Here is a 25,456-nt window from a genome sequence, read left to right on the forward strand (position 1 = left end):
CTGGTAGAGAAAGGATGCTGAAATATAACATGAACTTTACTGAATATCCCTACGAACGTCCCGATGTAGACAAGCTTAAGCTTGAATTCACCTCACTCCTGAAAGGCCTGGAAGCAGACACCTTAGAGGAACAAAAGGCATCCATCGTCGCGCTCAATGAGCTGCGCAGCGAATTCGATACTCTGCAAAACCTTGTTTATATCCGCCATTCCATCAATACTGAGGATGCGTTCTACAAGGCTGAGCAGGATTTCTTTGATGAGATTGTTCCTATCTTCCAGGAATACATAACGGACTTCTACAAGGGTATCGTTAACTCCAAGTATAGAGCAGAGTTCGAGCAGGAGTGGGGGAAGCAGCTATTCGCTCTTGCAGAGATCTCTCTGCGGACGTTCAGCCCTGAAATTATCGAGGATCTGCAGCTGGAAAACAGGCTGTCTACGGAATACACCCAGCTCATTGCCTCGGCCAAAATCATGTTTGAGGGTGAGGAACGGAACCTGTCACAGCTCGCTCCTTTTGAAATGTCGCTGGACCGTGACCTGCGTAAACGCGCGTTTACTGCCAGATATGACTTTATGGCCAAGCATGAAAGCGAATTTGACCGCATTTTTGACGAGCTGGTTAATGTACGCACGAGGATTGCAAGGAAGCTAGGCTATCCCAGCTTTGTTGAGCTTGGCTATGACCGGATGAACCGCACGGATTATGATGCCGGCATGGTTGCAGGCTTCCGCAAACAGGTGCTTGAGCAAATCGTTCCGGTAGCCCAGAAATTGAAGCAGCGTCAGGCGGAGCGCCTGGGTCTTGACACGCTGAAGTTCTATGATGAGAGCCTTACCTTTAATAGCGGCAATGCCACGCCAAAGGGCGACCCGGAGTGGATCTTGGCTAATGGTGCGAAAATGTATAAAGAGATGTCGCCCGAAACGGACGAATTCTTTACATTTATGCAAAACAACGAGCTGATGGATCTGTTAAGCAAAAGCGCCAAGCAATCCGGTGGCTACTGCACCTATCTAAAAAAATATCAGGCACCGTTCATTTTTTCTAACTTTAACGGGACCTCTGAAGATATCGATGTATTGACCCATGAAGTAGGCCACGCCTTCCAGGTATATACCAGCCGCAGCCTGCTTGTGCCCGAGTACGCCTTTCCTACCTACGAAGCTGCAGAAATCCACTCGATGAGCATGGAGTTTTTTGCCTGGCCGTGGATGAACCTGTTCTTTGAAGAGGATGCTGATAAGTACCGGTTCAACCATCTGGCGGGCAGCCTGGAATTTATTCCTTACGGCGTTGCCGTAGATGAATTCCAGCATTATGTATACAGCCATCCTGAAGCGACGCCGGATGAACGCAAACAGGCCTGGCGGGATATTGAGCAGAGATACTTGCCGCACCGCGACTACGGCGGTAACAGCTACTTAGAACACGGCGGATTCTGGCAGAAGCAGACCCATATTTTCCGCACTCCTTTTTACTATATTGATTATACATTGGCCCAGCTCTGCGCCTTCCAGTTCTGGAAACGCTCAGGTGAGGATTTCGCGAATGCCTGGAGTAGTTACTTGACGCTCTGTAAGGCTGGAGGCAGCAAGTCCTTTGTTGAACTCGTGGAACTGGCCGGACTCATCTCACCTTTCCAAGACGGCTGTGTCGGCTCTGTTATCGGGGATATCGAGGGCTGGTTGAACTCTATCGACGACAAGGCTCTATAGGCGTAACGCTTAATAAATTCTCCAATACCTGCATAGCACAAAGAGACGGCAGAATCCTGCCGTCTCTTTGTGTTGAATAGGATCAGGCTATAAGCCCGGGCTTGTCCTGCTCAACAATCCAAATCCGCTTTATTCCAATCCATGCTCTTTACGGATATTGTACATCCCTTGAAGCAGCAGCTCAGAAGGGTCGCGGTTCAGCTGATAATGTGTATAGAGCAACTGAAGCGGAATCGCGCAGACATTATTGCCTTCGGTGATTTCCGGGAAGCCTGCTTCGAAAACAGGACCGTGAGTTTCATTAAATGCCAAGCCTGCATGCACCTTTTCCGGTGCGAATTCTTCTTCTACTGTCTTAATGCACAGCGGAATTACCTGATTGTCAATAACCGCCTTAGCCTCGTCTTCACTCTCCGGCTGTTTCGGCAACGGCTGGCCTCCCTTGGTCTTCATCATTTCATGGAAGAAGGAGGACACCCAGACCTCAGGACTCTTATCCGACTGGAAGCGTCCCACCAGTTCACGAAGGAAAAAACCGGTTGAATAGACATCCCCGGACTCATCCTTGACATGATACAGGAACACTGGCCCGTAGGCTTGCAAGTTCAAGACTTGACTATCCACATCTTTAAAATACATTTTCAAAGCCACCATACCATTATGGTGAACCGCCTTCAGAAGCTCATTCCACTTCTCTTCGGTCATCTCTGGCGGGTTGCTGCCTGTTTCCTCATTGACTGTCTCATTATTCATTATTCATTTCACCCCACTTTCTATCATACCACCAAGCGGCTCCAGGTAAAATATAATCATAGGCCGGATAGTCCCCTGCTACCCTGCCCAAAATAGGCAGAACCGCACAATGGCGGGCTTTTGCATCCTCCTATGTCGTAATTTTACAATACAGTGAAAACTATTTCATGTAAAATTTTTATAAGAAAGCTGCTGGTGTTTCATGGTTTAGCCTACACAAAAAGACACCATCACAGCTGAAGCTGTGATGGTGTCTGCACCGCTTGACGGGTGTGTTCGTTTATTTAGCCGCTTTAGCTGCAGCAAGAATTGCTTTTAAGTAGCCTTGGGTATCCACAAGCGTTGCTCCGCTTACAGCGTCAACCACTTGCTCTTTCGTTTTGTAGGTCAAGGTTTGTTCAAGTGATTTAATCGTTTTGCCTGTCGCAAACTTCTCAATAGCGGCCATGTTCTTGTCGTAACTAACTGTGGACTTCGCCTCTTCTTTCATATGCTCGCTATAGTATTCGGCATTAGCCTTTTTGGATGCCAGAACCATGTTAGGATCTTTATAATTCTGTCCGAAATCCTTGTCAGAGTTAGGCACTCCCGTTGCCACATCTGTGCTCAGGAATTGATAGTCGTCCAGCGAAGCAGCAACGATTACGCCGTTCTGAACTACCGCAACCGCTACTGTGAAGCACTTAGTGCCATGGGCTGCAGCCTCTACCCGGCCCACTTTGAGCGGTGCGCTTGCTGCGGAAGATACATTGTTAAGAGCGCCGCTGTTTCCAACACCAACAACCGCCAAAGAAATTCCGGCTACCAATAATAATTTTGTTACTTTTTTCACAACAATTCCCCCAGTCATATTAGTAAAACGCTTACATCCTATATTTATCAAATTATAGCATTTAATACAGTTACAAATGTTACTAGAAAAATGTAAATGTATGGAATAACATGCGAAATACCCATTGACTGTTGTAAAAGACTCGTGATACATTGTGCATACACGGGATACACAATTTTATGAGGAGGTATAGTATGCTGGCACTAGATATAAGAAATTTAAATAAAAGATATCCTCATTTTCAGATCAAAGATGTATCTTTTCAATTGGAGAAGGGCTACATCATGGGTTTTATCGGAGCCAATGGCGCAGGAAAAACAACCACGATAAAGTCGATCTTGAATATGGTTCAAGTCGATAGCGGCGAGATATACATTCTTGGCAAGAACATCACTGATCACGAAATTGAATTGAAGCAGGAAATCGGATGCGCATTCGGTGATATCGACTTCTATACACGGAGCAAGATCAAGACGCTGACCGATATTACAAAAAAATTCTATAAGAACTGGAATGATGAAACATACTACAATTATCTAAAGAGATTCAAGCTGGATGAGAACAAAAAAATAGCGGAGCTGTCCAGAGGAATGAAGGTAAAGTACAGCTTGGCCCTTGCTTTATCGCATGGCGCAAAGCTGCTCATCCTGGATGAACCGACCAGCGGACTCGATCCTGTCTCAAGAGACGATCTGCTCGATATCTTTCAGGAGCTCATCATGGGCGGCGAGATTAGCATTCTATTCTCTACTCACATTACCTCCGACCTGGAAAGATGTGCGGACTATATAACCTTCATTGAACACGGACAAATCATTGCCAGCTCCGAGAAAAACGAATTAAAGGAGTCCTACCGTTTACTCAGCGGCAGCGAAGCCCAATTAAGCGAAGTGAAGGAACATTTGATTTCCTACAAAATCAACTCCTTCGGCTTTACCGGACTGATTCGTACCAAGGACATGGATCCACTATCCAACCTAAGGTCCACCACACCGAGCCTCGATGACATCATGATCTACTTCGCGAAAAAGAAGGAGGATGTATATGTATAGTTTGGTAATCAAAGATTTGAAATTAGGCGTAAACCCATGGTTCTTCGTATTACCCTTAATTATGGGCGGCTTAATGCTTATTCCCGGCTGGATCTACTTTATCGTACCGCTATATTTCTGCTTCATAACAATACCGAATATGTTTGGCGGATTTAAAAGTCAGAATGATTTGATGTTTAGTACGATGATGCCTGTGACCAAAAAGGACATCGTGAAGGCCAGGGTAACCGTTGTTGTCATTCTTGAACTCATGCATCTTCTCATTGCCATGATCTTCAGTATATTTACGTTTCGTTTGTACCCTCATCTGACTTATATTTTCTATCCGCCGTATATGGGCTTTTGGGGATTATGTTTCATCATGCTGGCGATCTTCAACATCGTATTTATATCCATGCATTACAAGACCGCATATAAATATGGAGCGGCAACTACGGCATCCACTACAGCCGCTATCCTATTTGCCGGGGTGGCCCAATGGGCCGGAATCCAGAGTCCGTGGGTAAACGACATTTTCTATGGCTCGGGGACGGATAATACATTGCTGCAATTATCCATTCTGATGCTGGGCCTCGTAATTTTCATTGCATTCACCCTAATTGCCTACCGGATTGCGTCAAAAAGATTCCTAAGAGTGGAGATATTATGAATGTAACGATTTCGAATACTTCCGAGAAACCGATTTATCAGCAGCTTTACGAACAGATCAGCGCACAAATTCTGAAAGGCGAGCTGGAAAGCGGCTTTTGTCTTCCCCCCATTCGTCAGGCAGCCCTGGAGCTGAATGTTAGCGTAATTACCGTTAAGAAAGCTTGGGAAGAACTTGAACGAAGCGGTTTGATCAATACGGTAACAGGTAAAGGATGTTTTATAGCCGAATTCTCACAGGGTGATATGCTGCGGATACGCAATGAAATGGTCCTGAAGCAAATGGAGAGCGATACATCCTACTACAAGTCCTTTGGTCTCACCCTTGATGAAGTGATTGGGTTGCTGAACAAGATTTATTAATACCTCCCTAAAATCTAAAGGCGTTCATCGAACGCCTTTTTGTCGTTCCATCCGGTTCCGCAGCTGAATTAATTCGATGCGTTAAACTATTCCCAACATAGCGTTATTAGAATTATCAGGATTCCAATAATTGCAGTACCACTCCACCGTGTTTCTGATCCCTTCTTCAAGCGAAGTTTCTGCGGACCAATTGAGCATAAATTTTGCTTTTTCTGGTGACAGGTGCTGATGCAGGATTTCACTGTTTTTGTGATGTTCGTACAGTGGTTCAATATGTTCAAGATTCATGGCACGCTGAATGATCTCAATCACTTGTTTGATGTCCCACAACTTACCTGTCCCAAAATTAAAATCGTCACCCTTTCCTTCTCTATCTACAAAATGGTACATAGCCATATAAGCGGCAACCAAATCTTGAATATACAAAAAATCTCTCATGTATATCCCGTTTGAAGGAATTCTAATCACTGGGGGCAGTTTTGCATACAGCCGTTGTACGGTGCCGGGAATTAAACGGCGGTAATTCAAGTCGCCACCCCCATAAATATTGCCGAAACGGCCTACGGCTATAGGTAAATTAAAACTATGTCTATAACTTTGAGCAATAAGATCGGAACAAGCCTTAGATACATCGTAGGGATTTCTGCCTTGAATTGGCATGTCTTCATAATAGGGGAGAATAGGACTGTCACCGTATACCTTGTCACTGGATGCAACAATTATTTTCGATACCTGGTCCTGGTGAACACGGCAAGCCTCCAGAAGATTATAGGTACCCTTTACATTGGTTTCAAAAGTTTGCCAGGGGATTTGATAGGCCAAGTCTTGAAGGGAAACAGCAGCGAGGTGAAAGACAGTATTGATTTTCCCGTCTGTAATTGCACGTTCAATCAGGTTGTAATCGGTAATATACCCATAATAGCATCGAATCTCCTTGTCCAATCCCAGCTTGGCAAACTGGCTTCGCGGGTTGAACTCGCTCAAGATAGTGGTTACCTCAGCACCTCGATCAACGAGGTGACGAGTTAGCCAGGCGCCTATAAATCCGGAAGCCCCTGTTACTAAAGCACGGCAATCAGATAAAGAGCGTTGCATCATCAAAACCTCCCATGTGTTTTAGTTAAGCCGGAGACAAAGGTTGGATTATCCATTTTTGACGATGATATACCTATTACTAAATAATTACAATATTTTTTCGAGATACAACGGGTAGTCTATTTTAGATCCGTACAGTACCTGCCTTGATAGAAATGAAAACGCCATCATTAGAAAGCTAATTCTCAGGAATTCCCCAGTGGTAAGTTAAGGGAACTTCAGTCTAATCCACCAAAAATGTATATCTACACGCAGGAATGATATAATAAACAGGTTCAAGTTGATCTCCAAATCTATGTAAACGAGAGGAGAAACATCCATGAATACGAAACAATTAGAGCGGATTCAACAAGCTAACGGCTTTATTGCAGCCTTGGATCAAAGCGGAGGAAGCACCCCGAAAGCCCTGCTGCAATACGGTATCCGTGAAGACCGTTACACCAATGATCAGGAAATGTTTACCCTGGTGCATGCGATGAGGACACGGATTATCAAAAGTCCCGCATTTGATTCCAGGCACATTCTAGGTGCCATTCTTTTCGAAAACACGATGGATCTTACCATTGACGGCCAGTTCACCGCCGATTACCTCTGGGAGCAGAAAGGCATTGTGCCTTTTCTCAAAATCGACCAGGGACTGGCGGAGTCTACCAATGGGGTTCAACTCATGAAGCCTATCCCCGGGCTGGATGAGCTTTTGAAACGGGCCGTCCAAAAAAATATTTTTGGAACCAAAATGCGCTCACTGATTAAAGAGGCCAACCCTGACGGCATTCATGAAGTCGTAGAGCAGCAGTTCGCTTTCGCCAAGCAAATTGCCGGACATGGTCTGGTGCCGATCATCGAACCGGAAGTGGATATTCATAGTAGCGATAAGGCACAATCGGAAAAGATATTAAAGGACGAGCTTATAACTCACTTATCCGCTCTTGGCAAAGACGTAAAAGTCATGCTGAAGCTTTCTATACCGACGGAAGACAATTTCTATAGTGAGCTGATCCAGGAACCGCATGTGGTACGGGTCGTGGCATTGTCCGGCGGCTATACCCAAGCGGAGGCTAATGAAAAGCTGTCGCGTAACCACGGATTAATCGCCAGCTTCTCCCGTGCCTTATCACAGGGACTCAGCGACGAGCAAACGGATGAAGAATTCAATGCATTGCTCGCAAAATCCACACAGGCGATCTACGAAGCCTCAATTACCTGAGTCGGTTTTCCCATTCAAACGCCCCCGGACATTAGTATCTGGGGGCGTTTTTTTCGACATCAAAGTATTAGGACTGCTGGAATAACGTAGCTGTAACTTTGCCGTCCGGACATATAAACATGTAATAAATTCCCTCCCCATACGCTTCTACCTCTTCCCAGTCCAGCTGTCCGATAAAATACATGCTCTGCGAGCAGCAGGGACTTACAGGGTACTCCGCATCCTGGATCCATGTCGGGTATCCTCCAATCTGTGAAGCCTTCGGCTCCAGCGTCCACTGAGCTGCATGATAGGTATTCCTCGGCTTAGCGGATACGCTAAAATTCGTTCCGGCAGTCAGGTACTCCGTACGTTCCTCATCAGAGTCCGTATCAGGCAAATAATCAGGTGTCTGATTATAAGCGCTCCACTTCGGCTCCAACCCGATGCCCAGCTCCATATAAACTGGGCCATAACAGCTGCAGATTATACAAGTCTGTACCTGCAGCCGCTCTCCGATGATAGGCAAACGCCAAATAGAAGGACGGCCTGCCTCGATTTCTATAAGGTTAGTCAGCTTCCCTCCACACCATTGGCAGATTTGCTCGCTTTCTGTCAGGAAGCTTGCCGGTCTCGTGACAGGAGCTGACTTCCCGCCAGTCTCTATCTTTTCAACAGCATAATTCCACTGATAAAATAAATCCCGGCGTTGCCCGCCCTCAGTAAGCTCCCAGCCTGCTTCATATGCGTACTGTTCAGGCGCGACATACAGTTCTTCTGTCCACTTGGGCGGATTCTCCCGCCACTCCCGGAAACGCCGGACCACCTGATCGTCTCCAATCCAGCTCAAAGCGAGCAATAGATAATTACGATTGTCGCGGTCTGTTTCCAACTGTCTTAGCAGCTGTTCCCGGATCTCTGCTGACGCATCCTTAAATAAAATGCCTTGAGAATACACTTCGCAGTGTAAGAGCTCAGGGATACTGATTGTCAGCAGCTTATTGTTATAACAGACCAGTGATACAAGGATGTCAAGGCAGGTATCTTCGTCTCCTGCATGCAGCAAATCAACGGCATAAGCCTCCAGTTTGTCCGCATTCTTCGGAGAGAGTAATATAAAGCTGTTCCTTGCTCAATTCATACGGAGTATATTCGATCAGAGGATCATGCGGTCTGGAACTATGCATGAGCTTTAGCAACTCCACCGGATCACTGATCCCTTCGTATAAATTTATTTCTCTGCGGTGTTTCACAATATATTCCTGCCGCTCTTGGCGCTCCTTTCTTTGCTGGCATGGCATGCAATAACCACCGGTTTTATGAAAAGTCGCCGGCAGAATCACCGCTGAACATCCTTCGCTTTTACAAGGAATGCGTTCGGTCATTAATAATCCTCCCTTAGTACCTCACAATGGTACCGGTTCATATCTCGAAAATGCCGATTCTTCGATTCGCCCAAACTCCCTTAACAGCAATACGTTGTGAATGGCCCAATTTGCTTTCCACCAGTTTTCAGCTACCGCGAACGCATTCGGGTAATCCGCCCACTGCCACATTATATCCCATACTCCCGCGCCAGTTCTCGAATGAAGGATGTAATCAAGCTCTTTGTCCACAATCTCTTCGTTCCCTTTGTAAAAAATACTTGCTGCAGACGATATGTACATAGACGGCCTCATCGAATAGACCGGCCACTTGGCGGGATCCCTTTCAATCGCATCATTTACCAACTCCTGCAGCTTGGCTGCAAGTACATCGCAATTGTATCTGCCGTTTAACGCTGCCAACTCTACATCCCGTAGAAAGGTAGCATACCCGCCAAGCTCATGGCTTTCGAGTTGTCCGGACTTCCTGAGCTTATCCATCATTTTATCACCAAGCGCCAGGGCTTTCGTATACAATCCGGAAGAAGGGTCAGCAAACTTTAAGATAAAACCGGCCAAACTAGCCGTAGCGTGGAAGCCATTGTCGATGTTATTTTGTTCGCTATAGGTATACCATGGTGCATGGGGAAAATCACTGTTGGATGCTACTGTAAACGGCCAGCCTTGCTCAGAAAATGCTTCACTGTGCTCAAGGTATGCCAGAATCCCTGTAATTTGAGGATGCTGTGCATCTGTAATCCCGATTTCATGCAGTATGGCAACCGCAATTCCAGTTGTATAAGGTGAAGAATTGGGGTTCCAATTATCCGCATCTAGAGCATGACCATATCCGTTATCACGGTTGCGATAGGCCTCCAGAGCCTGAAGAACTTGTTCTGCACCCCCATTCTCAAAATGATATTGCCATCTTGCCAAATCAAGTGGCCGCGCATTCCGGTACATCCACCATCTGATTTCCTGAACATCTTCAATGGACAGCTTACCCATTACCGAACAACCTCCCTGTACATAAGTTATCCCTATCGTATCAGGAAACCCCATCAACCGTATTGCAAAAAAACGACGCTGCTCACTGGCTTTTCTCCCAGCGCTTGACCTCCTCCCGCACCCGGGGTGCTACTTCAGTTCCGAGAAGCCGGATGGCCTCCATGACATCAGCGTGATCCATCGTGCCATGCGGCACATGCAGAAGGAATCTCGTAACCCCAACCTGCTTGCGCAAATGAATGATTTTGTCCGCCACAGTCTCCGGGTCACCAACAAATAAGGCTCCTTCAAAGCTGGCTGCCGCGTCATAATCTGCACGTGTGTAAGGCGGAAGCCCCTTCTCTACCGCTCTGACATTGGTTCTGGCATACGTCGAAGGAAAAAATTGTTCAATTGCCTTCGGTGTACTCTCCGCGATAAAGCCATGCGCATGCGCCGCAACCGGCAGCTTCATGCTGTCATAGCCCGACTCTGCTGCTGCTTTTTTATAGAGCTGTACTTGCGAAGCAAATTGCAAGGGGCGTACAGGTCCAATCATCGCCAGCGCGAAAGGCAGTCCGAGTGCCCCTGCGCGTACCGCTGACTCAGGACTCCCTGCACTGGCAATCCATACCGGCAGAGGCTGCTGTACCGGACGAGGATAAATCCCCAAGTTATGTATAGCTGGTCTGTGCTGGCCTTCCCAGCTTACCCTCTCCGATGCCTGGAGCTTCATCAAGAGCTCCAGCTTCTCTTCGAATAAGGTTTCATAGTCTTTCAGATCGCAGCCGAATAACGGAAAGGACTCCGTAAATGAACCGCGGCCGACCATAATCTCTGCCCGCCCATTCGACAGACCGTCCAGCGTGGCAAAGTCCTGAAAGACACGGACCGGATCAGCGGAAGACAGAATCATTACGGCACTGGTCAGGCGTATCCGGCTGGTCAGGGCTGCCGCCGCAGCCATCACAACCGCAGGAGATGAAGCGGCAAAATCCGGCCGGTGATGCTCTCCCACACCGTATACATCCAGACCTACCTGATCTGCAAGAACAATCTCCTCCACTACTTCACGCAGCCGTTCTGCATGACTCATCGTCTTACCCGTGTGCACATCCGGTGTTGTTTCAACAAACGTGCTTATTCCCAATTCCACTGTTCTGTTCCCCCAAGCTGTTATCGTTAAAATCTTTTAATAACATTATTCTATCTTTAAATTACTGAATATTCAAAATTTAAATTTCAATAGAGTTCGAGGTGAACATAAAAAAGGCAGGCTGGATTGTCACTCGCGTGACTCCCCGGCCTGCTTACTGTAAACTTATTCACCAGCTTGTCTTCTTACTTAGCAAGTAGTTCAGATGCAAGCTTCTCGGCCCCGTCAAAGATGGAATAACTGTATCCCCAGAACTGGTTAAAGTCGATCGGATAAATTGTTTTGTTCTTGATCGCATTCAGACTTTGCAGTGACGGATCCGCATAGAAGGCCTTCAGCGTCTCTTCCGGATTAACACCGCCAGTATAAACCGAGAGCAGGAGGACATCCGGGTTGGTAGCAATCAGCTGTTCCTTGCTGATCTCTCCTGTAACGGTACCAAAGCTGTTTTTGAGTCCAAGCAATCCCAATACATCGCCTGCAAATGTATCAACATTCCCGCTATAGATCGCAATGGCCCCATTTCCGCCGTCGGAAACATAAGCAAAGGTTTTCTCTCCGCTTGCTGCTGCATTATCTTGCAACGTCTGGGCACGCTGTTTCAATTCTTCGATATAAGCGGCTGCGTTCTCCTGTACATCAAAGATTTGACCCAGCTGTTCGATATCCTTGTACAAGCTGTCGAGTGTAGCTCCCTTAACGCTGGTGTTCTGTACAAACGTCTTGATTCCCAGCTCGTTTAAGCCCTCAACTGTCCCTACGCCCCAATCCGCATCCGCGTACAGGTCACTGCGTCCCAGAACCAGATCAGGACTTGCACCGACAACGAGCTCCTTACTGGCATACTCTTTGGAAATGACAGGAATCTTCTTGAACTCTTCCTGGACGGCCGGATCTCCCGCACCGTAAAGCGCGGCAACGCCTACCATTTTGTCAGTAAGTCCCAGTTTGATTAGCAGCTCGGCAGCTCCCTGAGTATTGGCCACTACCTTTTCAGGCGCCTTGTCAAAGGTCTGGGACTTAGCCTTCCATTCTGTTCCTTCACCGCCGTTGGTGAAGTTCTCGATGGTGAGCGGGTATACGGTCTTCGTGCTTGGAGCAGCAGTCTCTTCAGCGGCGGTGTTACTGCTATTAGTTGGTGCAGCTGTACTCGCTGCCGCATTCTCATTCTTCGTGTTCGACGAACATGCGGCAATCATTACCGCCATAAGTAAAACTACCAGGAGCGGTGCGTATCTTTTGAATTCATGTCTCATTATCCTTGTCCCCTTTTCTGTATGTACGTAACTCGTAGAATATAGAAAGCAGATGCATCTGTCAATGATAATAATTCTCATTGACAATGATTCTCACTATGAGATATATTTTAAATTAAAACAAATCAACGAAGGAGTCTTATGAATGCGATGCAAACTGAGATAGCTGTACAATCAGAACCAAAGCAATCTATTATTAACAGCCGCTACGGATTTATGACAGTAATAATTACTCTATTCATAATCACAATTCTGTCGGCTGGTGCTGCTGTATCCTTTGGACAGGTGGATATTCCCGTCTCACAATCCTACCGGATTCTGCTCCACCACATCACAGGCATTCAAATTGGAGATGTTCAGGATCTGACCTCCGGCTCCTTTGTCGATATCATCTGGAAAATCCGTTTTCCCCGGGTATTGATGGCGATGTTCATCGGTGCCGGCCTTACCCTGTGCGGAACCATCATGCAGGCTGCTGTACAGAATCCGCTGGCCGATCCATACATACTAGGTATTTCCTCAGGCGGTTCGCTCGGTGCAACATTCGCCATCCTGATTGGCTTCGGGTCCATGGGGCTGCTGGGCCAAACGGGGGTTGCCTTCTGGGCCTTCGCCGGCGCAGTCGGTGCTTCACTGCTCGTATTGCTGCTGGCAAACGCCGGAGGCAAAATGACCTCGGTCAAGCTCGTGCTTGCCGGGATGGTCATTAACGCATTATGCACCGCCTTTGCCAATTTCATTGTTTATTTTGCCAACAACGCCGAGGGCATTAAGACTGTTACCTTCTGGACCATGGGCAGCCTGGCTGCTTCCAGCTGGGACAAGCTGCCGCTGATTGCGATAGCGATCATGCTTGCCGTCTTCTTTTTCCTGCTGCAATTCCGCGTCCTGAACGCAATGCTGCTTGGCGATGAGGCTGCGGTTACTCTGGGGATTTCACTCGGCGCCTACCGGAAAACCTATATGATCATTACTGCGCTGATTACCGGCATCATGGTGGCCAGCTGCGGAATGATTGGATTCGTAGGTCTGATCATCCCCCATCTGGTAAGAGGGCTGGTCGGCTCTGACCACCGGAGACTGCTGCCGGCGTCCATTCTGTTTGGGGCCATCTTCCTGATCTGGACGGATGTTATCGCCCGGACCATTGTTCCAAATGTCGAGCTCCCGATCGGGATCATTACCGCCTTGATTGGAGCCCCTATGTTCATGTACATGCTGGTCAGAAAAGGCTATGCGTTTGGAGGTAAATCCTAATGAACTTAACAGTTGATCACTTATCGGTCTCCTTCTCCACTGTAAATATTGTTAAAGATGTGTCCCTCAAAGTCCGCAACAAGCAGTTTGTCGGCCTGATCGGACCGAACGGCTGCGGTAAATCCACGCTCCTGAAGAGTATTTATAAAGTCATCAAACCGCGGCAGGGTGACGTCTTCCTCTCTGAGTTGGATGTTATGAAATCAAGCCCCAAAGTTGTTGCGCAAAAGCTGGGTGTGGTCGGCCAGTTCAACGAACTGAGCTTCGACTTCACCGTGCGGGAAATGGTAGCCATGGGCAGAACCCCGCACAAAGGCATGCTTGAGACTGACAATCAGGAGGATCAGAGCATCGTCTCCGGCGCTCTGCGCAGGGTTAATCTGGAAGGCCATGCAGACCGCAGCTATAATTCATTATCCGGCGGAGAGAAGCAGCGTGTCATTCTGGCCCGTGTCCTTGCCCAGCAGCCGGAATTCATGATTCTCGACGAACCGACCAACCACTTGGATATCAAATTCCAGCTGCAGATTCTTAACATCGTGAAAAAGCTGGACATCGGCATTCTCGCCGCACTCCATGACCTTACCCTCGCTGCGGAATATTGTGATTATCTATATGTCATGAAAGACGGGCAAGTCGCCGCCAGCGGCAAACCTGAAGATATTCTAACCAAGGAGCTGATCGGACAGGTATTCGATGTGTCCTGTGAGACTTACCGCAACCCCGTAACCGGCGGACTTGGCATTGCTTATCTGGAGACCAGATAACACCTGAATGATTATGATGTAAAAGAAAAAGAGAGTCTCCTGTTGAAAGGAGGCTCTCTTCTTTGCTATCGTTAACTGTCCGGAATGGAGGTTTGCTGCCTGAACAGCAAAAAAACGGCATCGCTGCCGTTCTTTCTGTGATGGACTCTCAGGGGCTCGAACCCTGGACAAATAGATTAAGAGTCTACTGCTCTACCAACTGAGCTAAGAGTCCATATTATGATGTTGGAATTAATCAATCAACCTCAAAGGGAACTCTTATATCATACCTCTTTGAGATCCGCCTGTCAATATTTTTTTAAGCAGATTATAACGTATAATGGAAACAGCAGAACAATCTCACGCTGAAACGGAGGACACGGCCTTATGATTTTAAAACTAAATTGGATTACGCTTCGGGTACGAGATCTGGAGGCTTCTCTTCATTTTTATCACCGGATCTTGGGACTTCCCATTGAACGCAGATTTGAGAGCAGAGGAAGACAGATTGTGATGTTAGGGACAGAGGGGCAGCCCAAGATCGAACTGATTCAGGGAACCGAACAGGCACTGAAGCCGGATTGCGGCGTGTCCGTCGGGTTCGAAGTAGCGTCTCTAGACCGCGCAATCGAAGAATTGAAGGGCCAGGGCATCCCGGTAGCGCGTGGGCCGGTTTCCCCAAATCCCAGCCTTCGGTTCTTCTATGTGCTGGACCCGGACGGCTTCGAGGTGCAGATCGCAGAGCATAGCTAGATCAGGCTTCTCCAAGGATATGTGACAAAGACCGCCCTTTACTAGCTGCGGTCTTTGTTTATTATTGGTTTTTGCGGGACAGAACATAGTAGACCGGGAGTCCGGCCAGGGTGATCCCTATTCCGATAAGAGAGCGCAGCGGATCACTGACAATCGTGCTGCCCAGAATATAGAGCCCACCTGCCACTCCGATGATCGGAGTAACCGGGTAGAGCGGTACACGGTAACGTCCCTTCTCAGCCGGCATTTTTTTACGCAAAATGAATACACCAAACACACCCATGGTAAAGAAAATCCATAATACAAATACAAGCAAGTCCGTTAATGTGTCAAAGGTTCCCGAGAATATATAGATCACTGCCAGAACACTCTGAAAAACAAGTGCATTGGCCGGAGTCTGGAACTTGGGATGGATGCTGCGGAGTACACGGGAAAAAGGAATCTGATTCTGCTCCCCCATTGCCTGAGGCACCCGCGCAGCGGTCATTAAGTAACCGTTCAGCGCACCTAGTACCGACACGATAATTCCTGCCGTAATAAAAGCCCCGCCGCCGCTTCCGAATAACGCCTCTGCCGCGTCAGCTCCCGGAGTCTTGGAAGAAACAATCTGATCGTAGGGCAGTACCTTAAAAATCGCAATATTGAACAAGACATATACTGCAATAACAAACATAACCCCGATTGAAATGACTTTGGGCAGTGTCTTAACCGGATCTTTGATTTCCCCCGCCATATTGGTCACCCCGATCCAGCCGTCATATGCCCATAGCGTACCCAGAACCGCCACCCCAAAACCCGTACCCGCTGCTGATGCCCCAATTCCCCCAAAACCGGGAGCCAAATTCGAGAAAAGGCCAACACCGATGATACCCGCCACCGGAATCAGCTTGCCAACAGTCGCAACAGTCTGAATGATCCCTCCGAATTTGGTGGCAATGACGTTCATGATGAGGATAAAAGCCAGAATCGAAACCGCCAGCAGCTTCTGCTGCCAGTCATTTATCGGCAAAAAGTAACCGGAATAGGTAGCAAATGCAATCGCGAGAGCAGCTACTGAAGCAGGATAAGAGATTACAGCCTGCACCCACCCCAGCAGATATCCAAACACACCCCCATACAGTTCACCCAAATAGGTGTACAGGCCACCGGACTTGGGAATAGCGGCAGCGATTTCCGCTACGCTCAGTGCAGAAGCCAGGGTAATGATTCCCCCCACTCCCCAGGCCAAGATACTCATCCATGGTGTACCGGCATTATTCAGGACAATACCGGGCTTCAGAAAAATCCCTGACCCGATAATCATCCCTACAACGATGGCTAAAGCTTCAAAGAAGGTTACAGTTTTTTTCAGCGTCTTCGTAGTATTCATTGTAATTTTTTTATTCCTTCCTGTTACGATTTGCTTCTTTCACCTCATAGTAACATGAAGTGACAGATTCGAAAGCGAACTAACTCATTTCCAGGGCAACTTTGGTTATAAACAAACTTACCGTTGTAACATCCATTCTTTGGAAATATAATGAAGCGTATTCGTTGAGAGCGCTTTAATAGAGCGACACTCTAACCTGCAATTCATTTAAGGAGGCTTACAAGTTATGCTGCAAATTCAAGGCGTTACCGACTGTTCACCGGCAGAGGTAGGGTATGATGCTTCAAGAATCGGCGTGTTGAACGCCCATTTTGAGAAACTGATCGAGGACAATAAGCTCCAGGCTGCATCCTATTGTGCCTCAAGGTACGGAAAGACATTTATGCACGGAGCTATTGGCCCCCTGTCATACCGTGAAGACCGGCCGGAGCCGCTGCTCCCGACAACCGTACATAATATTGCATCGATCACCAAGGCCGTTACCTCTGTCGCAGTCGCCAAACTAGTTGAGGACGGAATATTCCGGTTTAACACCCCGGTTGGGGATATACTTGAACCTTTTAAGGTAGCGCCTTTTGACAAAATCGATATCTACAGCCTTCTGACCCATACCTCGGGGATGTTTCCCGATTGTGCGGAGAGCCTGGTTCCCTATCATAAGTCTTATTGGCAGGTAATCGATGAGTTTTTTGAGAAATATACGCCTGAGGACGGTGAGCCGGACTGGATCAAAGCTGCCCTGAGCTGCGGCCTAAATAAACAACCCGGTGAGGAATGGCAATACTGCTCATTCGGCTTTTGCCTACTCGGAGAAGTGATCAAAAAAGTGACCGGTATAACCGCTGAACAATATATAGAAGAGCAAATCCTGAAGCCTCTGGGTATGAAAGATACGGCTTGGGAACTGACTCCTGAATTGGCCAGAAGGGCCATTATCAGAAACGAGCGGCACGAAAAGCGGTTGAATGATATTGTCGACGGTAAGCAGCCTGAATACTCGCAGGCGGAAAAGTTGTGGGATACCGTATCCCGAACCGGCGGCGGCCTTATCTCAACTCCAGCCGACCTCCTCCGGTTCGCCAACATGCTTTTGGGGATGGGGACGCTTGAGGGTACCCGTATTATCGGCCGTAAAGCAGTCGAAAAAATCACGACCCGCACCCTGTACGGAATTCCTGATCACTGCTGGGGAGCCAATGAACGTGACCGCAGCTATGGCATTGGACTGGATATGCGGAGAGGTCCCGCTTACCTCTATTCAGAGACCACTTATTTTCATGAAGGTGCAGGGGCCTGCTGTATGGTCATAGACCCCACAGAGCAGCTTGCCGCTGTATGGTTTGTGCCATTTACCGGAGATAACTGGTACGCAGAGGGATTATATAATGTAACCAACATTATTTGGTCTGGGCTCACTTAATGAACAGCTTAAAATACCAATGGCAGATTTGCCGTGCGGTGGCGGGTGTAACTTATAAGGAATGGAGTGCCTACCGCACTCATTCCATGGTGTCCATTATCGTCGGCCCTGTATATTTTATGGTGCAGTATTTCATCTGGACGGCGGTATATGGAGACCATTCTTTGCTTGGCGGTATCTCGCTTCCTCAGATGATCCGTTACTTCGGTGCTACTGCGCTGATCGGTTACCTGATTATGGATTTTGCCGATTGGAACTTATCGATGCTTGTGCGCACCGGTAAGTTCCTGACCTTTCATTTAAGACCGATTCATCACCGTTCCTTCGCCCTGTTTCAAAAAATCGGACACCGGTCGCTGGGCTTCCTGTTTGAATTTCTGCCCTGCCTGTTGATCTTTATTTTTATTTTCGGTGTCGATATGCGGCCGGCGAGCTTTCCCTGGACGATTCTAAGTGTGCTGCTCGCCTTTATGATGAACTTTTATGTGAACTACACGATTGGCCTGACTTCCTTTTGGCTTGTCCAATCCAATGGAATACGCAGTGCATTTATGCTGGTGTCGGGCATTTTTTCAGGTGCGCTAATTCCGCTGGATTTTTTCCCACACTGGCTTCAGGTGACCCAGTTCTTCCTGCCGTTTCAATACATCGCATATATGCCCGCAATGGTATTCACCGGACATTATTCGCTTGGAGGCCTTGAGCTTTCCATTCAGCAGGCTGTGGGCATGCAGGCAGTTGCAGTGTTCATTACCTTCGGATTCAACGAGCTTGTCCGCCGTCTGGCGATGAAGCAGTTTACCGCAGTCGGCTCGTGATTGCCCCATGAGAGGATAATTCTGTACATGAAACGGTATCTCGAGGTTTTTAAGCAATGCATGTATTCCGCGATACAGGCAGCTGCAGCTTATCGCATGAATTTCATCATCAGCAGTCTGATCACATTGGCCGGCAATATTCTGTTTCCGCTGGTGACTCTGCTTATTTACCGGGCAGGCACCAGCTTTCCCGGCTGGACCTTATATGAGGTGCTGCTGATCCAGGCTGTATTCACCATGTCCAGCGGGCTCTCGAGCCTTATTTTTGGCGGTGTCCTCTGGACCACCATGTCCCATATTCGTGAGGGAAGCTTCGAGGTGATTCTGCTGAAGCCGCTGAATCCGCTATTTTTCATTGTCGCTACTACATTTTCTACCGATAGTATCGGCCTGTTTCTGGGCGGTGTTGCGTTATTCATCTTCTCTGTCATCCAGGCAGGTGCCATTCCGCTGCTCTTCTGGCTTCAATTTATCGGGCTGTTCATCGCCGGGACGGCGGTCCTCGCAGGATTATCCCTGATGATGGCCGCGATGTCCTTCAAATGGGTGGGCAATTCGAGAATATCCGAGCTTGCGGACAGCGTGCTGAATATCGGAAAGTATCCCTTGCCTATTTTCCCTAAGGCTGTGCAGGCTGTAGCTACGATGATCATTCCTGTGGGAATGGTCGGCTTCCTCCCCGCTTCCGCGCTGCTTGGCCGGGTGCAGGCAAGGGATTTCATAGCAGTATTGCCCTGCTTGCTATTCCTGGCGGCAGGGGTATGGGTGTACCGGCATATGATCAGATTGTACGAGGGGGTAGGCGGATGATGCCGGTGATTGATGTGAAGCATTTGACCAAGACATATACAACCTATAAGCGTGGAGCAGGCGCGGGGCAGACGATCCGAAGCTTCTTCCAGCGCGAAGAAGTCGTAATCCATGCCGTCAACGATATCAGCTTTGCCATCGGGCAAGGGGAAATCTGCGGGATTCTGGGTCCTAACGGGGCTGGAAAATCAACCGCGATCAAAATGCTCTGCGGTGCGCTGTATCCCACAAGCGGAGAAATCCAAGTGCTTGGTTACTCCCCTGCCAAGGACCGGAAGCGCTATGTCGGCAAAATTGGAGCCGTCTTCGGTCAGAAATCACAACTAATCTGGGACATTCCGCCGATCGACAGCTTCAACATGAACAAAGCAATCTATGGGATCACCACTCAGGACTTCAAACGCCGTTTGGAAGAGCTGAGTGAACTGCTGGACATTGCCCATGTGATCGAAAAGCCTACCAGAGTGCTGTCTCTCGGTGAACGCATGAAATGTGAATTCGTCATGGCCATGCTGCATCAGCCGGACATTTTGTTCCTGGATGAGCCGACTATCGGGCTTGATGTGATCGCCAAGGTCAAAATCCGCGAATTCATTCAGCAGCTGAATCAGAAGCGGAATATGACCTGTATTCTGACTACTCATGATCTTGAGGATGTGGAGGAGCTTGCCCACCGGGTTATTGTCATTAACCATGGAGAAAAAGTTTTTGATGATTCGCTGCAGCGACTGAAGCTGTTTCTCGGGGAGAAGAAGCGGGTCAGCTTCACTTTTGCGGACTCTGCCGGTAAAACTGTCTTCAATAATGCCTACACCAAGGTAATCGACCGGCCGTCGGATTTTCAAATTACGCTTGAAGTGGATACGGCCCAGATTTCCATCAGTGATTTTCTAGAAGACATCTCCCGGAAGCACCGCTTCTCCGACATTTCCGTTAAGGAACTGCCGATTCAGCAGGTGGTAATGAATATCTACGAAAATGCGGAGGGTGTGCCTGGATAGGCGATTTTTGCAGGATCATATTCGTAATATAAAATAAATAGGTTTTGGATCATACGCCGCTTTAAGCGCTCTACCCCATCCGAGTTCGATTCGAGTTGGGGCAGAGTGTTAAGGCGGTTTTTTTGCGGCCTATGTCTGCGCTTGATAATTAGCTCCTAATAGAAGTTAGCAGCCGGACGGTTCGAGACGTTGACTAAACACTTTGTTATACTTAAGCTTGGTATGCTTTATAGTACAACCGCTCATCGAATAAAGGAGGTTCACCTTATGGAGTTTAAAATATTTGTAGTTGAAGATGACCCTGCCTTATATGATGCTTTGAAATCTGGGCTGGAGACCTGGGCGTTTCAGGTTACACAGCCGGATGATTTTGACGAGGTCATGCGTTCGTTTCTTGATCAGCAACCTCATCTCGTGATCATGGACATTACCCTTCCAAAATTTGATGGTTTTCATTGGTGCAGAGAGATCCGCTCCGTATCCGAGGTACCTATTATTTTCTTATCATCCCGCGACCACCCCTTGGATATGGTGATGGCGCTAAATATGGGGGCTGACGATTTCGTTCAGAAGCCATTTCATACCAATGTGCTGTATGCCAAAATTCAAGCTATTCTGCGCAGAACGTATGCTTATGGGGAAGCCCAGACCGACATTCTCGAATGGAACAGTGCCTTGATTGATTTAAAACGAGGCGTTATCCGAAAATCAGATGAGGAAGCCGATTTGACAAAAAATGAATTTTTCTTGTTGATTACACTCGTGAAGGCTAACAATGCCGTTATCTCCAGTCATGACTTGATACGTAAGCTGTGGGAAGACGAGCAATTCGTGAATGACAACACCCTTACAGCAAACATCACCCGTCTTCGGCAAAAACTGGAGCCGCTTGGACTTTCAGATGCGATCGTAACTAAAAAAGGGATGGGCTATATGGCCGTCACTTTATAGGAGGAACAGGCATAATGTTCATGCGCTACATGGCTTCAAGAATAAGCTGGCTGGTGCTTACTGCCGGCTTGCTGGGGTTGACTGATCTGCTAATCCTTTTCGAACAAGGATTCCGTGTTGAATTTACATCCTTACTCTATTTAAATGCTTTATATCTAATTGTATTTTCCTTGTTTTTGGTGTGGCGCTACAAGAAAGAAACCAGATATATAGCAGCAATTAGCGAGCTCCAGAACAGTATGACCTCCGATTGGTATGAAAGCCTGCCTGAACCGGACAATGAACTGGATAGAGCCATAAGTGAAATATTAAATGAGGCCTCCCGCCAGTTCAAACGTAAACTTGCTCAGATGAAAGAAGCTCAACTGATCGAAAATGACTTTACAGCCTCCTGGATTCATGAAGTTAAAACTCCTCTTACCGCAATGAAACTGATTATGGATGCGCAACAGGGTAATCCGGAAATGCGCAGACTTGAAACAGAATGGCTGAGGATTCATTTACTTGTAGACCGCCAGCTGCATTTGACACGTCTTCCTGCCCTGGAATCGGACTATGTCCTTGAGCGTGTCTCTGTACAGCGCCTTGCAGCAGAAGAAATCCGGGAAATGGCTCCCTGGTGTATGGAGAAAAATTTGGCAGTCAGCCTTGAAGGAAATGATGCGATAGTCGTAACGGACCGGAAATGGTGCCGGTTCATTATCCGGCAATTGCTGACCAATGCGATTAAATACAGTCCCTCCGGTAAAGCTCTTATATTCAAGACAGATGTGACGGAAACAATGCATGTGAGTCTGGATTTGATTGACGAAGGTCCGGGGATCCGCCCGCATGACCTTCCGCGTATATTTGATAAAGGGTTCACTGGCGAGAATGGAAGAATTCATAACGCTGCTACTGGACTCGGACTGTATCTTGCCCAGACCGTAGCAGATAAAATAGGAATTACACTGCATGTGCTACCCGGCCAGCCCCAAGGTACAACGATGCGGATGATTTTCACCGATCCCAATACTTTCGAAACGCTCAGAAGCGGCCAGGAGAAACATATCCCGTTATAAACAGTCAAGATTAATCTTGACTGTTTTTTTGTACCACATCCAACATGACAATATTGTCATGTACCTCGCCAACCCGTCACCTAGAACGTGCGACACCAGAGAAAATGAGTTGTACACTTAAGCTATAATCCAATCCGGGAGGTTTCATATGAATGAATCAACTGAACAGGTTACTGTCCTACACGCCCGTAATGTTCATAAAACATATGGTTCAAAGGGCAGCGCACAACATGTCTTGAAGGGAATAGACTTACGGGTACTCCGTAAAGAATTCGTTGGCATCATGGGTCCTTCCGGTTCCGGAAAGACAACATTACTAAACGTACTTGCGACTATTGACCGGACTACGGACGGCACGATATTAATTGATAACGAAGATATCTCTACAATGAGCAATACCGCACTTTCCACATTTCGCCGGAACAAACTTGGATTCGTCTTTCAGGATTACAATCTTCTCGATACGTTGACAGTAAAAGAAAACATTCTTCTGCCTCTGTCCCTCAGTAAAATAAGCAAGCAACAGGCAGAGAGTGAGTACACAGCGATTGCAGATGTGCTTGGAATTAAGGAATTATCACGTAAATACCCTTATGAAATATCCGGAGGACAAAAACAGCGTACCGCAGCCGGGCGTGCCCTTATCCACCAGCCTTCCATAGTTTTTGCAGATGAGCCTACAGGTGCACTGGATTCCAAATCGGCTTCCTCTTTATTATCAGTAATGGAAGAGATTAACCGGACAAGAAACGTCACGATCATTATGGTCACGCATGATCCGGTCGCATCCAGCTATTGTAGCCGTGTAGTGTTCCTAAAAGACGGGAAAATTTACTCTGAGCTCTACCGGGGAGAGAAATCCAGACAATCGTTTTTTAAAGAAATCATTGATGTTCAGACGGTATTAGGAGGCGACCATGTTGACGGTATTTGAGTTAGTATTCCGCAGCATGCGGCAAAATGTGAAGCATTATTACTTGTATTTCTTCGCACTAATATTCAGTTTGAGTCTATTCTTCGTTTTTGCTTCCCTGCAGCACGATCAGCAGGTTCAAAGCATGATGGAAGCAAGTGTTAACTTTTCAGCGGCATTTCAGTCTGCAGCAGCTCTGCTTATTCTGATTATTGGAATTTTCACAGTCTCATCTAACCGGATCTTTCTGCGCCGGCGAAGTCGTGAAATCGGAGTATTCCAGTTAATTGGCCTATCCAAAAGCTGGGTTGCCCGTTATCTAGTTATTGAAAATGTACTTCTCGGTATAAGTGCGCTTGTAGCAGGAATTGCCTGTGGAGCCATGGTGTCACGCCTGTTTGTCCTGATTCTGATGAAACTGCTAAATCTGGAGGGCGTCCCTGCCATAAGCTTTTCTGTATCAGCAGCTTTAGAAACGGCAATGGTCTTTATTTTGATCCTGGTTATTACTTCTGTGCAAATGATATTCATGATTTACCGCAGCACTCTGCTCCATCTGTTTCAAGCAGATATGCAGCCTGATCTTTCCAGTCCGCCCCATTCATTGTTCACGGCTATTTATGCGATGCTTGGAGTTGTGCTGATTGGATACGGCTATAAATTATCTGCCCACATGGTAGATGATCAATTACTCCTGAATGCCCTTCTGGTACTGTTATCTACTATATCAGGGACATATCTATTGTACCGCGTGACGCTCAGATGGTGCTTCACTTGGCTCCGCAAACGGAAAAATGGTCATCTCGGTTTATACAATAGCCTGTCCCTGGCTCCGCTGATACACCGGATGAAAGCTAATGCCAACTCACTTACCTTAATTACAGTGTTATCGGCATTAACCATTACATTAGTCACCATGGCGTATTCGGTTTACTATTCTGCAGAGCATGATACCCGCAAGGCGATGCCTTTTGACTTTGCCTTTGAGAACAGGGCGCTGGACGAACAGTCGTTTATGAGCGAGCTGGAGCGCGAAGGAATTAATTTTCGTCACAAAACGATCGAGGCGATCCGGACGAATGGTGTTATTCTGAATCCGCTTGATGAATCCAGCCATATAGACAGCGCACTATTATGGCTTCCGGCAGAACAGCTTCAAAGATCTGGAGTAAGGTTATCCGTGCCCTCATACGGTGAGGCGGTGGCATACAATGCCTGGGCATCGTCTACATTTGACGACAGCGATTTCTCAAAGCGGTATCCAACAACAGTCGAGCTGGCGGCCAAAGGACAGACGGGCAGCTACCTGTTGAAAGAACTGATCGCAGAAAATCTCGTGAATTCCGATTTATCAGGCAATCAGCTTTTAGTGTCTGAGGCGACTTTGAAAGACATTGAGAACAGTATGTCCAGTACTGCCGGTTTTGAGAAAACACTGATCGGAACGTATCGTATTTCAGACAAGGGAGAGCTTGCTTTAGCCTCCTCTCTTTACCAGAAATATAATCCTGACGGCCATTCTTCGCCCGATTTCTATTCACAATATAAAGAAGCACTACAAATTTCGGGATTACTGATATTTATAGCTGCATTTCTGGGACTTGCCTTCCTAGCCTCTACCGGCAGCATCCTGTATTTCAAACAAATGACTGAAGCAGAGCAGGAAAAACAGAGCTTTAAGACTCTACGACAGCTCGGATTTGATACACATATGATCATGAGGGGTGTTATTCAAAAGCAGATGGTTGTGTTTCTTATCCCTTTATTCATTGGTGTGCTCCACTCTATTTTTGCAGTCAAGGCGGCATCGGTCATCATTATTTCGGACATCACCATACCAACGGTCATCTCAATTGGTGCCTATGCTGCAATTTATTTTCTGTTCGCATTATTCACTCTTGGGTATTACCGGAAAGTCGTTAAAAACGCCATGTTATAACACTT

25 protein-coding genes and 1 tRNA gene are annotated in these 25,456 nt (G+C 47.3%); 16 read left to right on the forward strand and 10 right to left on the reverse strand.

Annotation, left to right across the window (positions count from 1 at the left end; all coding sequences use genetic code 11):
• Positions 1-29: 29 nt before the first annotated feature.
• The gene (locus tag L6H70_RS12210) at positions 30-1,721 is read left to right on the forward strand and encodes a M3 family oligoendopeptidase (protein ID WP_236333403.1); all 1,692 of its coding nucleotides are present in this window, start codon (positions 30-32) and stop codon (positions 1,719-1,721) included.
• A 129-nt stretch (positions 1,722-1,850) separates the two neighbouring features.
• On the opposite strand, the gene L6H70_RS12215 is transcribed toward L6H70_RS12210, so the two are convergent.
• Positions 1,851-2,474 (reverse strand): hypothetical protein, encoded by a 624-nt coding sequence (locus tag L6H70_RS12215; protein WP_236333405.1) that lies wholly within the window; start codon positions 2,472-2,474, stop codon positions 1,851-1,853.
• 280 nt (positions 2,475-2,754) lie between these two features.
• Entirely contained in the window at positions 2,755-3,306 is a 552-nt protein-coding gene (locus L6H70_RS12220) for a hypothetical protein (protein WP_236333407.1), read from the reverse strand.
• Between the two features lie 194 nt (positions 3,307-3,500).
• Here L6H70_RS12220 and L6H70_RS12225 point away from each other — a divergent pair, with 194 nt between their 5' ends.
• Genes L6H70_RS12225 through L6H70_RS12235 form a run of 3 tightly spaced genes read left to right on the forward strand, consistent with a single transcriptional unit; the run spans position 3,501 to position 5,369 of the window.
• Positions 3,501-4,358 (forward strand): ABC transporter ATP-binding protein, encoded by an 858-nt coding sequence (locus tag L6H70_RS12225; protein WP_236333409.1) that lies wholly within the window; start codon positions 3,501-3,503, stop codon positions 4,356-4,358.
• A complete protein-coding gene (locus tag L6H70_RS12230) occupies positions 4,351-5,007 on the forward strand; it encodes an ABC-2 transporter permease (protein WP_236333411.1) in 657 nt (218 codons plus the stop codon). The genes L6H70_RS12225 and L6H70_RS12230 overlap by 8 nt, the downstream gene beginning before the upstream one ends.
• Positions 5,004-5,369 (forward strand): GntR family transcriptional regulator, encoded by a 366-nt coding sequence (locus tag L6H70_RS12235; protein WP_236333412.1) that lies wholly within the window; start codon positions 5,004-5,006, stop codon positions 5,367-5,369. Before L6H70_RS12230 ends, L6H70_RS12235 begins: the two co-directional genes overlap by 4 nt.
• An 81-nt stretch (positions 5,370-5,450) precedes the next feature.
• Here the strand turns inward: L6H70_RS12235 and L6H70_RS12240 are convergent, their stop codons facing one another.
• On the reverse strand, positions 5,451-6,464 hold the full coding sequence (locus L6H70_RS12240) for a GDP-mannose 4,6-dehydratase (protein ID WP_236333414.1): 1,014 nt from the start codon (positions 6,462-6,464) through the stop codon (positions 5,451-5,453).
• A 319-nt stretch (positions 6,465-6,783) separates the two neighbouring features.
• On the opposite strand from L6H70_RS12240, the gene L6H70_RS12245 reads away from it, so the two are divergent.
• Positions 6,784-7,671, forward strand: a complete 888-nt coding sequence (locus L6H70_RS12245; RefSeq protein ID WP_236333416.1) for a fructose bisphosphate aldolase — start codon at positions 6,784-6,786, stop codon at positions 7,669-7,671.
• Between the two features lie 67 nt (positions 7,672-7,738).
• Here L6H70_RS12245 and L6H70_RS12250 read toward each other — a convergent pair whose 3' ends face one another.
• The 5 genes from L6H70_RS12250 to L6H70_RS12270 all read right to left on the reverse strand — a co-directional run bounded on the left by L6H70_RS12250 (position 7,739) and on the right by L6H70_RS12270 (position 12,413).
• Positions 7,739-8,716, reverse strand: a complete 978-nt coding sequence (locus tag L6H70_RS12250; RefSeq protein WP_236333418.1) for a YwqG family protein — start codon at positions 8,714-8,716, stop codon at positions 7,739-7,741.
• Position 8,717: 1 nt separating this feature from the next.
• Positions 8,718-9,035 carry a hypothetical protein gene (locus tag L6H70_RS12255; protein ID WP_236333420.1) on the reverse strand — a complete coding sequence of 106 codons (318 nt, stop codon included), beginning with the start codon at positions 9,033-9,035 and terminating at the stop codon, positions 8,718-8,720.
• Between the two features lie 21 nt (positions 9,036-9,056).
• Positions 9,057-10,022 carry a hypothetical protein gene (locus L6H70_RS12260; RefSeq protein ID WP_236333422.1) on the reverse strand — a complete coding sequence of 322 codons (966 nt, stop codon included), beginning with the start codon at positions 10,020-10,022 and terminating at the stop codon, positions 9,057-9,059.
• Between the two features lie 82 nt (positions 10,023-10,104).
• Complete coding sequence (locus L6H70_RS12265; RefSeq protein ID WP_236333425.1) at positions 10,105-11,157, reverse strand: LLM class flavin-dependent oxidoreductase; 1,053 nt, start codon at positions 11,155-11,157, stop codon at positions 10,105-10,107.
• A gap of 185 nt (positions 11,158-11,342) precedes the next feature.
• Positions 11,343-12,413, reverse strand: a complete 1,071-nt coding sequence (locus L6H70_RS12270; protein WP_236333426.1) for an ABC transporter substrate-binding protein — start codon at positions 12,411-12,413, stop codon at positions 11,343-11,345.
• A 216-nt stretch (positions 12,414-12,629) separates the two neighbouring features.
• Between L6H70_RS12270 and L6H70_RS12275 the strand changes: the two genes are divergently transcribed.
• Entirely contained in the window at positions 12,630-13,670 is a 1,041-nt protein-coding gene (locus tag L6H70_RS12275) for a FecCD family ABC transporter permease (RefSeq protein ID WP_236333428.1), read from the forward strand.
• A complete protein-coding gene (locus tag L6H70_RS12280; RefSeq protein WP_236333430.1) occupies positions 13,670-14,437 on the forward strand; it encodes an ABC transporter ATP-binding protein in 768 nt (255 codons plus the stop codon). Before L6H70_RS12275 ends, L6H70_RS12280 begins: the two co-directional genes overlap by 1 nt.
• A 141-nt stretch (positions 14,438-14,578) precedes the next feature.
• Here the strand turns inward: L6H70_RS12280 and L6H70_RS12285 are convergent.
• Positions 14,579-14,651 (reverse strand) — tRNA-Lys (locus L6H70_RS12285).
• A gap of 152 nt (positions 14,652-14,803) precedes the next feature.
• On the opposite strand from L6H70_RS12285, the gene L6H70_RS12290 reads away from it, so the two are divergent.
• Entirely contained in the window at positions 14,804-15,169 is a 366-nt protein-coding gene (locus tag L6H70_RS12290) for a VOC family protein (protein ID WP_236333432.1), read from the forward strand.
• A 61-nt stretch (positions 15,170-15,230) separates the two neighbouring features.
• On the opposite strand, the gene L6H70_RS12295 is transcribed toward L6H70_RS12290, so the two are convergent.
• Complete coding sequence (locus tag L6H70_RS12295; protein WP_236333434.1) at positions 15,231-16,538, reverse strand: APC family permease; 1,308 nt, start codon at positions 16,536-16,538, stop codon at positions 15,231-15,233.
• Positions 16,539-16,764: 226 nt separating this feature from the next.
• On the opposite strand from L6H70_RS12295, the gene L6H70_RS12300 reads away from it, so the two are divergent.
• The 8 genes from L6H70_RS12300 to L6H70_RS12335 all read left to right on the forward strand — a co-directional run bounded on the left by L6H70_RS12300 (position 16,765) and on the right by L6H70_RS12335 (position 25,451).
• Entirely contained in the window at positions 16,765-17,958 is a 1,194-nt protein-coding gene (locus L6H70_RS12300; protein ID WP_236333436.1) for a serine hydrolase domain-containing protein, read from the forward strand.
• Positions 17,958-18,776 carry an ABC transporter permease gene (locus tag L6H70_RS12305; RefSeq protein WP_236333439.1) on the forward strand — a complete coding sequence of 273 codons (819 nt, stop codon included), beginning with the start codon at positions 17,958-17,960 and terminating at the stop codon, positions 18,774-18,776. Before L6H70_RS12300 ends, L6H70_RS12305 begins: the two co-directional genes overlap by 1 nt.
• 60 nt (positions 18,777-18,836) lie before the next feature.
• The gene (locus tag L6H70_RS12310; RefSeq protein ID WP_236333441.1) at positions 18,837-19,586 is read left to right on the forward strand and encodes an ABC transporter permease; all 750 of its coding nucleotides are present in this window, start codon (positions 18,837-18,839) and stop codon (positions 19,584-19,586) included.
• On the forward strand, positions 19,583-20,587 hold the full coding sequence (locus L6H70_RS12315; protein WP_236333444.1) for an ABC transporter ATP-binding protein: 1,005 nt from the start codon (positions 19,583-19,585) through the stop codon (positions 20,585-20,587). Before L6H70_RS12310 ends, L6H70_RS12315 begins: the two co-directional genes overlap by 4 nt.
• 267 nt (positions 20,588-20,854) lie before the next feature.
• A complete protein-coding gene (locus L6H70_RS12320; protein ID WP_236333446.1) occupies positions 20,855-21,538 on the forward strand; it encodes a response regulator transcription factor in 684 nt (227 codons plus the stop codon).
• A 14-nt stretch (positions 21,539-21,552) separates the two neighbouring features.
• On the forward strand, positions 21,553-22,599 hold the full coding sequence (locus L6H70_RS12325; protein WP_236333448.1) for a sensor histidine kinase: 1,047 nt from the start codon (positions 21,553-21,555) through the stop codon (positions 22,597-22,599).
• 148 nt (positions 22,600-22,747) lie between these two features.
• Positions 22,748-23,533, forward strand: a complete 786-nt coding sequence (locus L6H70_RS12330) for an ABC transporter ATP-binding protein (RefSeq protein WP_236333450.1) — start codon at positions 22,748-22,750, stop codon at positions 23,531-23,533.
• The gene (locus tag L6H70_RS12335) at positions 23,517-25,451 is read left to right on the forward strand and encodes an FtsX-like permease family protein (RefSeq protein ID WP_236333452.1); all 1,935 of its coding nucleotides are present in this window, start codon (positions 23,517-23,519) and stop codon (positions 25,449-25,451) included. The genes L6H70_RS12330 and L6H70_RS12335 overlap by 17 nt, the downstream gene beginning before the upstream one ends.
• The last annotated feature ends 5 nt before the right edge of the window (positions 25,452-25,456 follow it).

The organism is Paenibacillus auburnensis, from assembly GCF_927798115.1.
Lineage (GTDB): Bacteria > Bacillota > Bacilli > Paenibacillales > Paenibacillaceae > Paenibacillus_AQ > Paenibacillus_AQ auburnensis.

Bases quoted from the DNA above. Each gene is read 5' to 3' on its own strand.
- L6H70_RS12210 (WP_236333403.1), top strand. From the start codon at position 30: ATGAACTTTACTGAATATCCCTACGAACGTCCCGATGTAGACAAGCTT.
- L6H70_RS12215 (WP_236333405.1), bottom strand. From the start codon at position 2,474: ATGAATAATGAGACAGTCAATGAGGAAACAGGCAGCAACCCGCCAGAG.
- L6H70_RS12225 (WP_236333409.1), top strand. From the start codon at position 3,501: ATGCTGGCACTAGATATAAGAAATTTAAATAAAAGATATCCTCATTTT.
- L6H70_RS12230 (WP_236333411.1), top strand. From the start codon at position 4,351: ATGTATAGTTTGGTAATCAAAGATTTGAAATTAGGCGTAAACCCATGG.
- L6H70_RS12235 (WP_236333412.1), top strand. From the start codon at position 5,004: ATGAATGTAACGATTTCGAATACTTCCGAGAAACCGATTTATCAGCAG.
- L6H70_RS12240 (WP_236333414.1), bottom strand. From the start codon at position 6,464: ATGCAACGCTCTTTATCTGATTGCCGTGCTTTAGTAACAGGGGCTTCC.
- L6H70_RS12245 (WP_236333416.1), top strand. From the start codon at position 6,784: ATGAATACGAAACAATTAGAGCGGATTCAACAAGCTAACGGCTTTATT.
- L6H70_RS12255 (WP_236333420.1), bottom strand. From the start codon at position 9,035: ATGACCGAACGCATTCCTTGTAAAAGCGAAGGATGTTCAGCGGTGATT.
- L6H70_RS12260 (WP_236333422.1), bottom strand. From the start codon at position 10,022: ATGGGTAAGCTGTCCATTGAAGATGTTCAGGAAATCAGATGGTGGATG.
- L6H70_RS12270 (WP_236333426.1), bottom strand. From the start codon at position 12,413: ATGAGACATGAATTCAAAAGATACGCACCGCTCCTGGTAGTTTTACTT.
- L6H70_RS12275 (WP_236333428.1), top strand. From the start codon at position 12,630: ATGACAGTAATAATTACTCTATTCATAATCACAATTCTGTCGGCTGGT.
- L6H70_RS12280 (WP_236333430.1), top strand. From the start codon at position 13,670: ATGAACTTAACAGTTGATCACTTATCGGTCTCCTTCTCCACTGTAAAT.
- L6H70_RS12290 (WP_236333432.1), top strand. From the start codon at position 14,804: ATGATTTTAAAACTAAATTGGATTACGCTTCGGGTACGAGATCTGGAG.
- L6H70_RS12295 (WP_236333434.1), bottom strand. From the start codon at position 16,538: ATGAATACTACGAAGACGCTGAAAAAAACTGTAACCTTCTTTGAAGCT.
- L6H70_RS12300 (WP_236333436.1), top strand. From the start codon at position 16,765: ATGCTGCAAATTCAAGGCGTTACCGACTGTTCACCGGCAGAGGTAGGG.
- L6H70_RS12305 (WP_236333439.1), top strand. From the start codon at position 17,958: ATGAACAGCTTAAAATACCAATGGCAGATTTGCCGTGCGGTGGCGGGT.
- L6H70_RS12310 (WP_236333441.1), top strand. From the start codon at position 18,837: ATGTATTCCGCGATACAGGCAGCTGCAGCTTATCGCATGAATTTCATC.
- L6H70_RS12315 (WP_236333444.1), top strand. From the start codon at position 19,583: ATGATGCCGGTGATTGATGTGAAGCATTTGACCAAGACATATACAACC.
- L6H70_RS12320 (WP_236333446.1), top strand. From the start codon at position 20,855: ATGGAGTTTAAAATATTTGTAGTTGAAGATGACCCTGCCTTATATGAT.
- L6H70_RS12325 (WP_236333448.1), top strand. From the start codon at position 21,553: ATGTTCATGCGCTACATGGCTTCAAGAATAAGCTGGCTGGTGCTTACT.
- L6H70_RS12330 (WP_236333450.1), top strand. From the start codon at position 22,748: ATGAATGAATCAACTGAACAGGTTACTGTCCTACACGCCCGTAATGTT.
- L6H70_RS12335 (WP_236333452.1), top strand. From the start codon at position 23,517: ATGTTGACGGTATTTGAGTTAGTATTCCGCAGCATGCGGCAAAATGTG.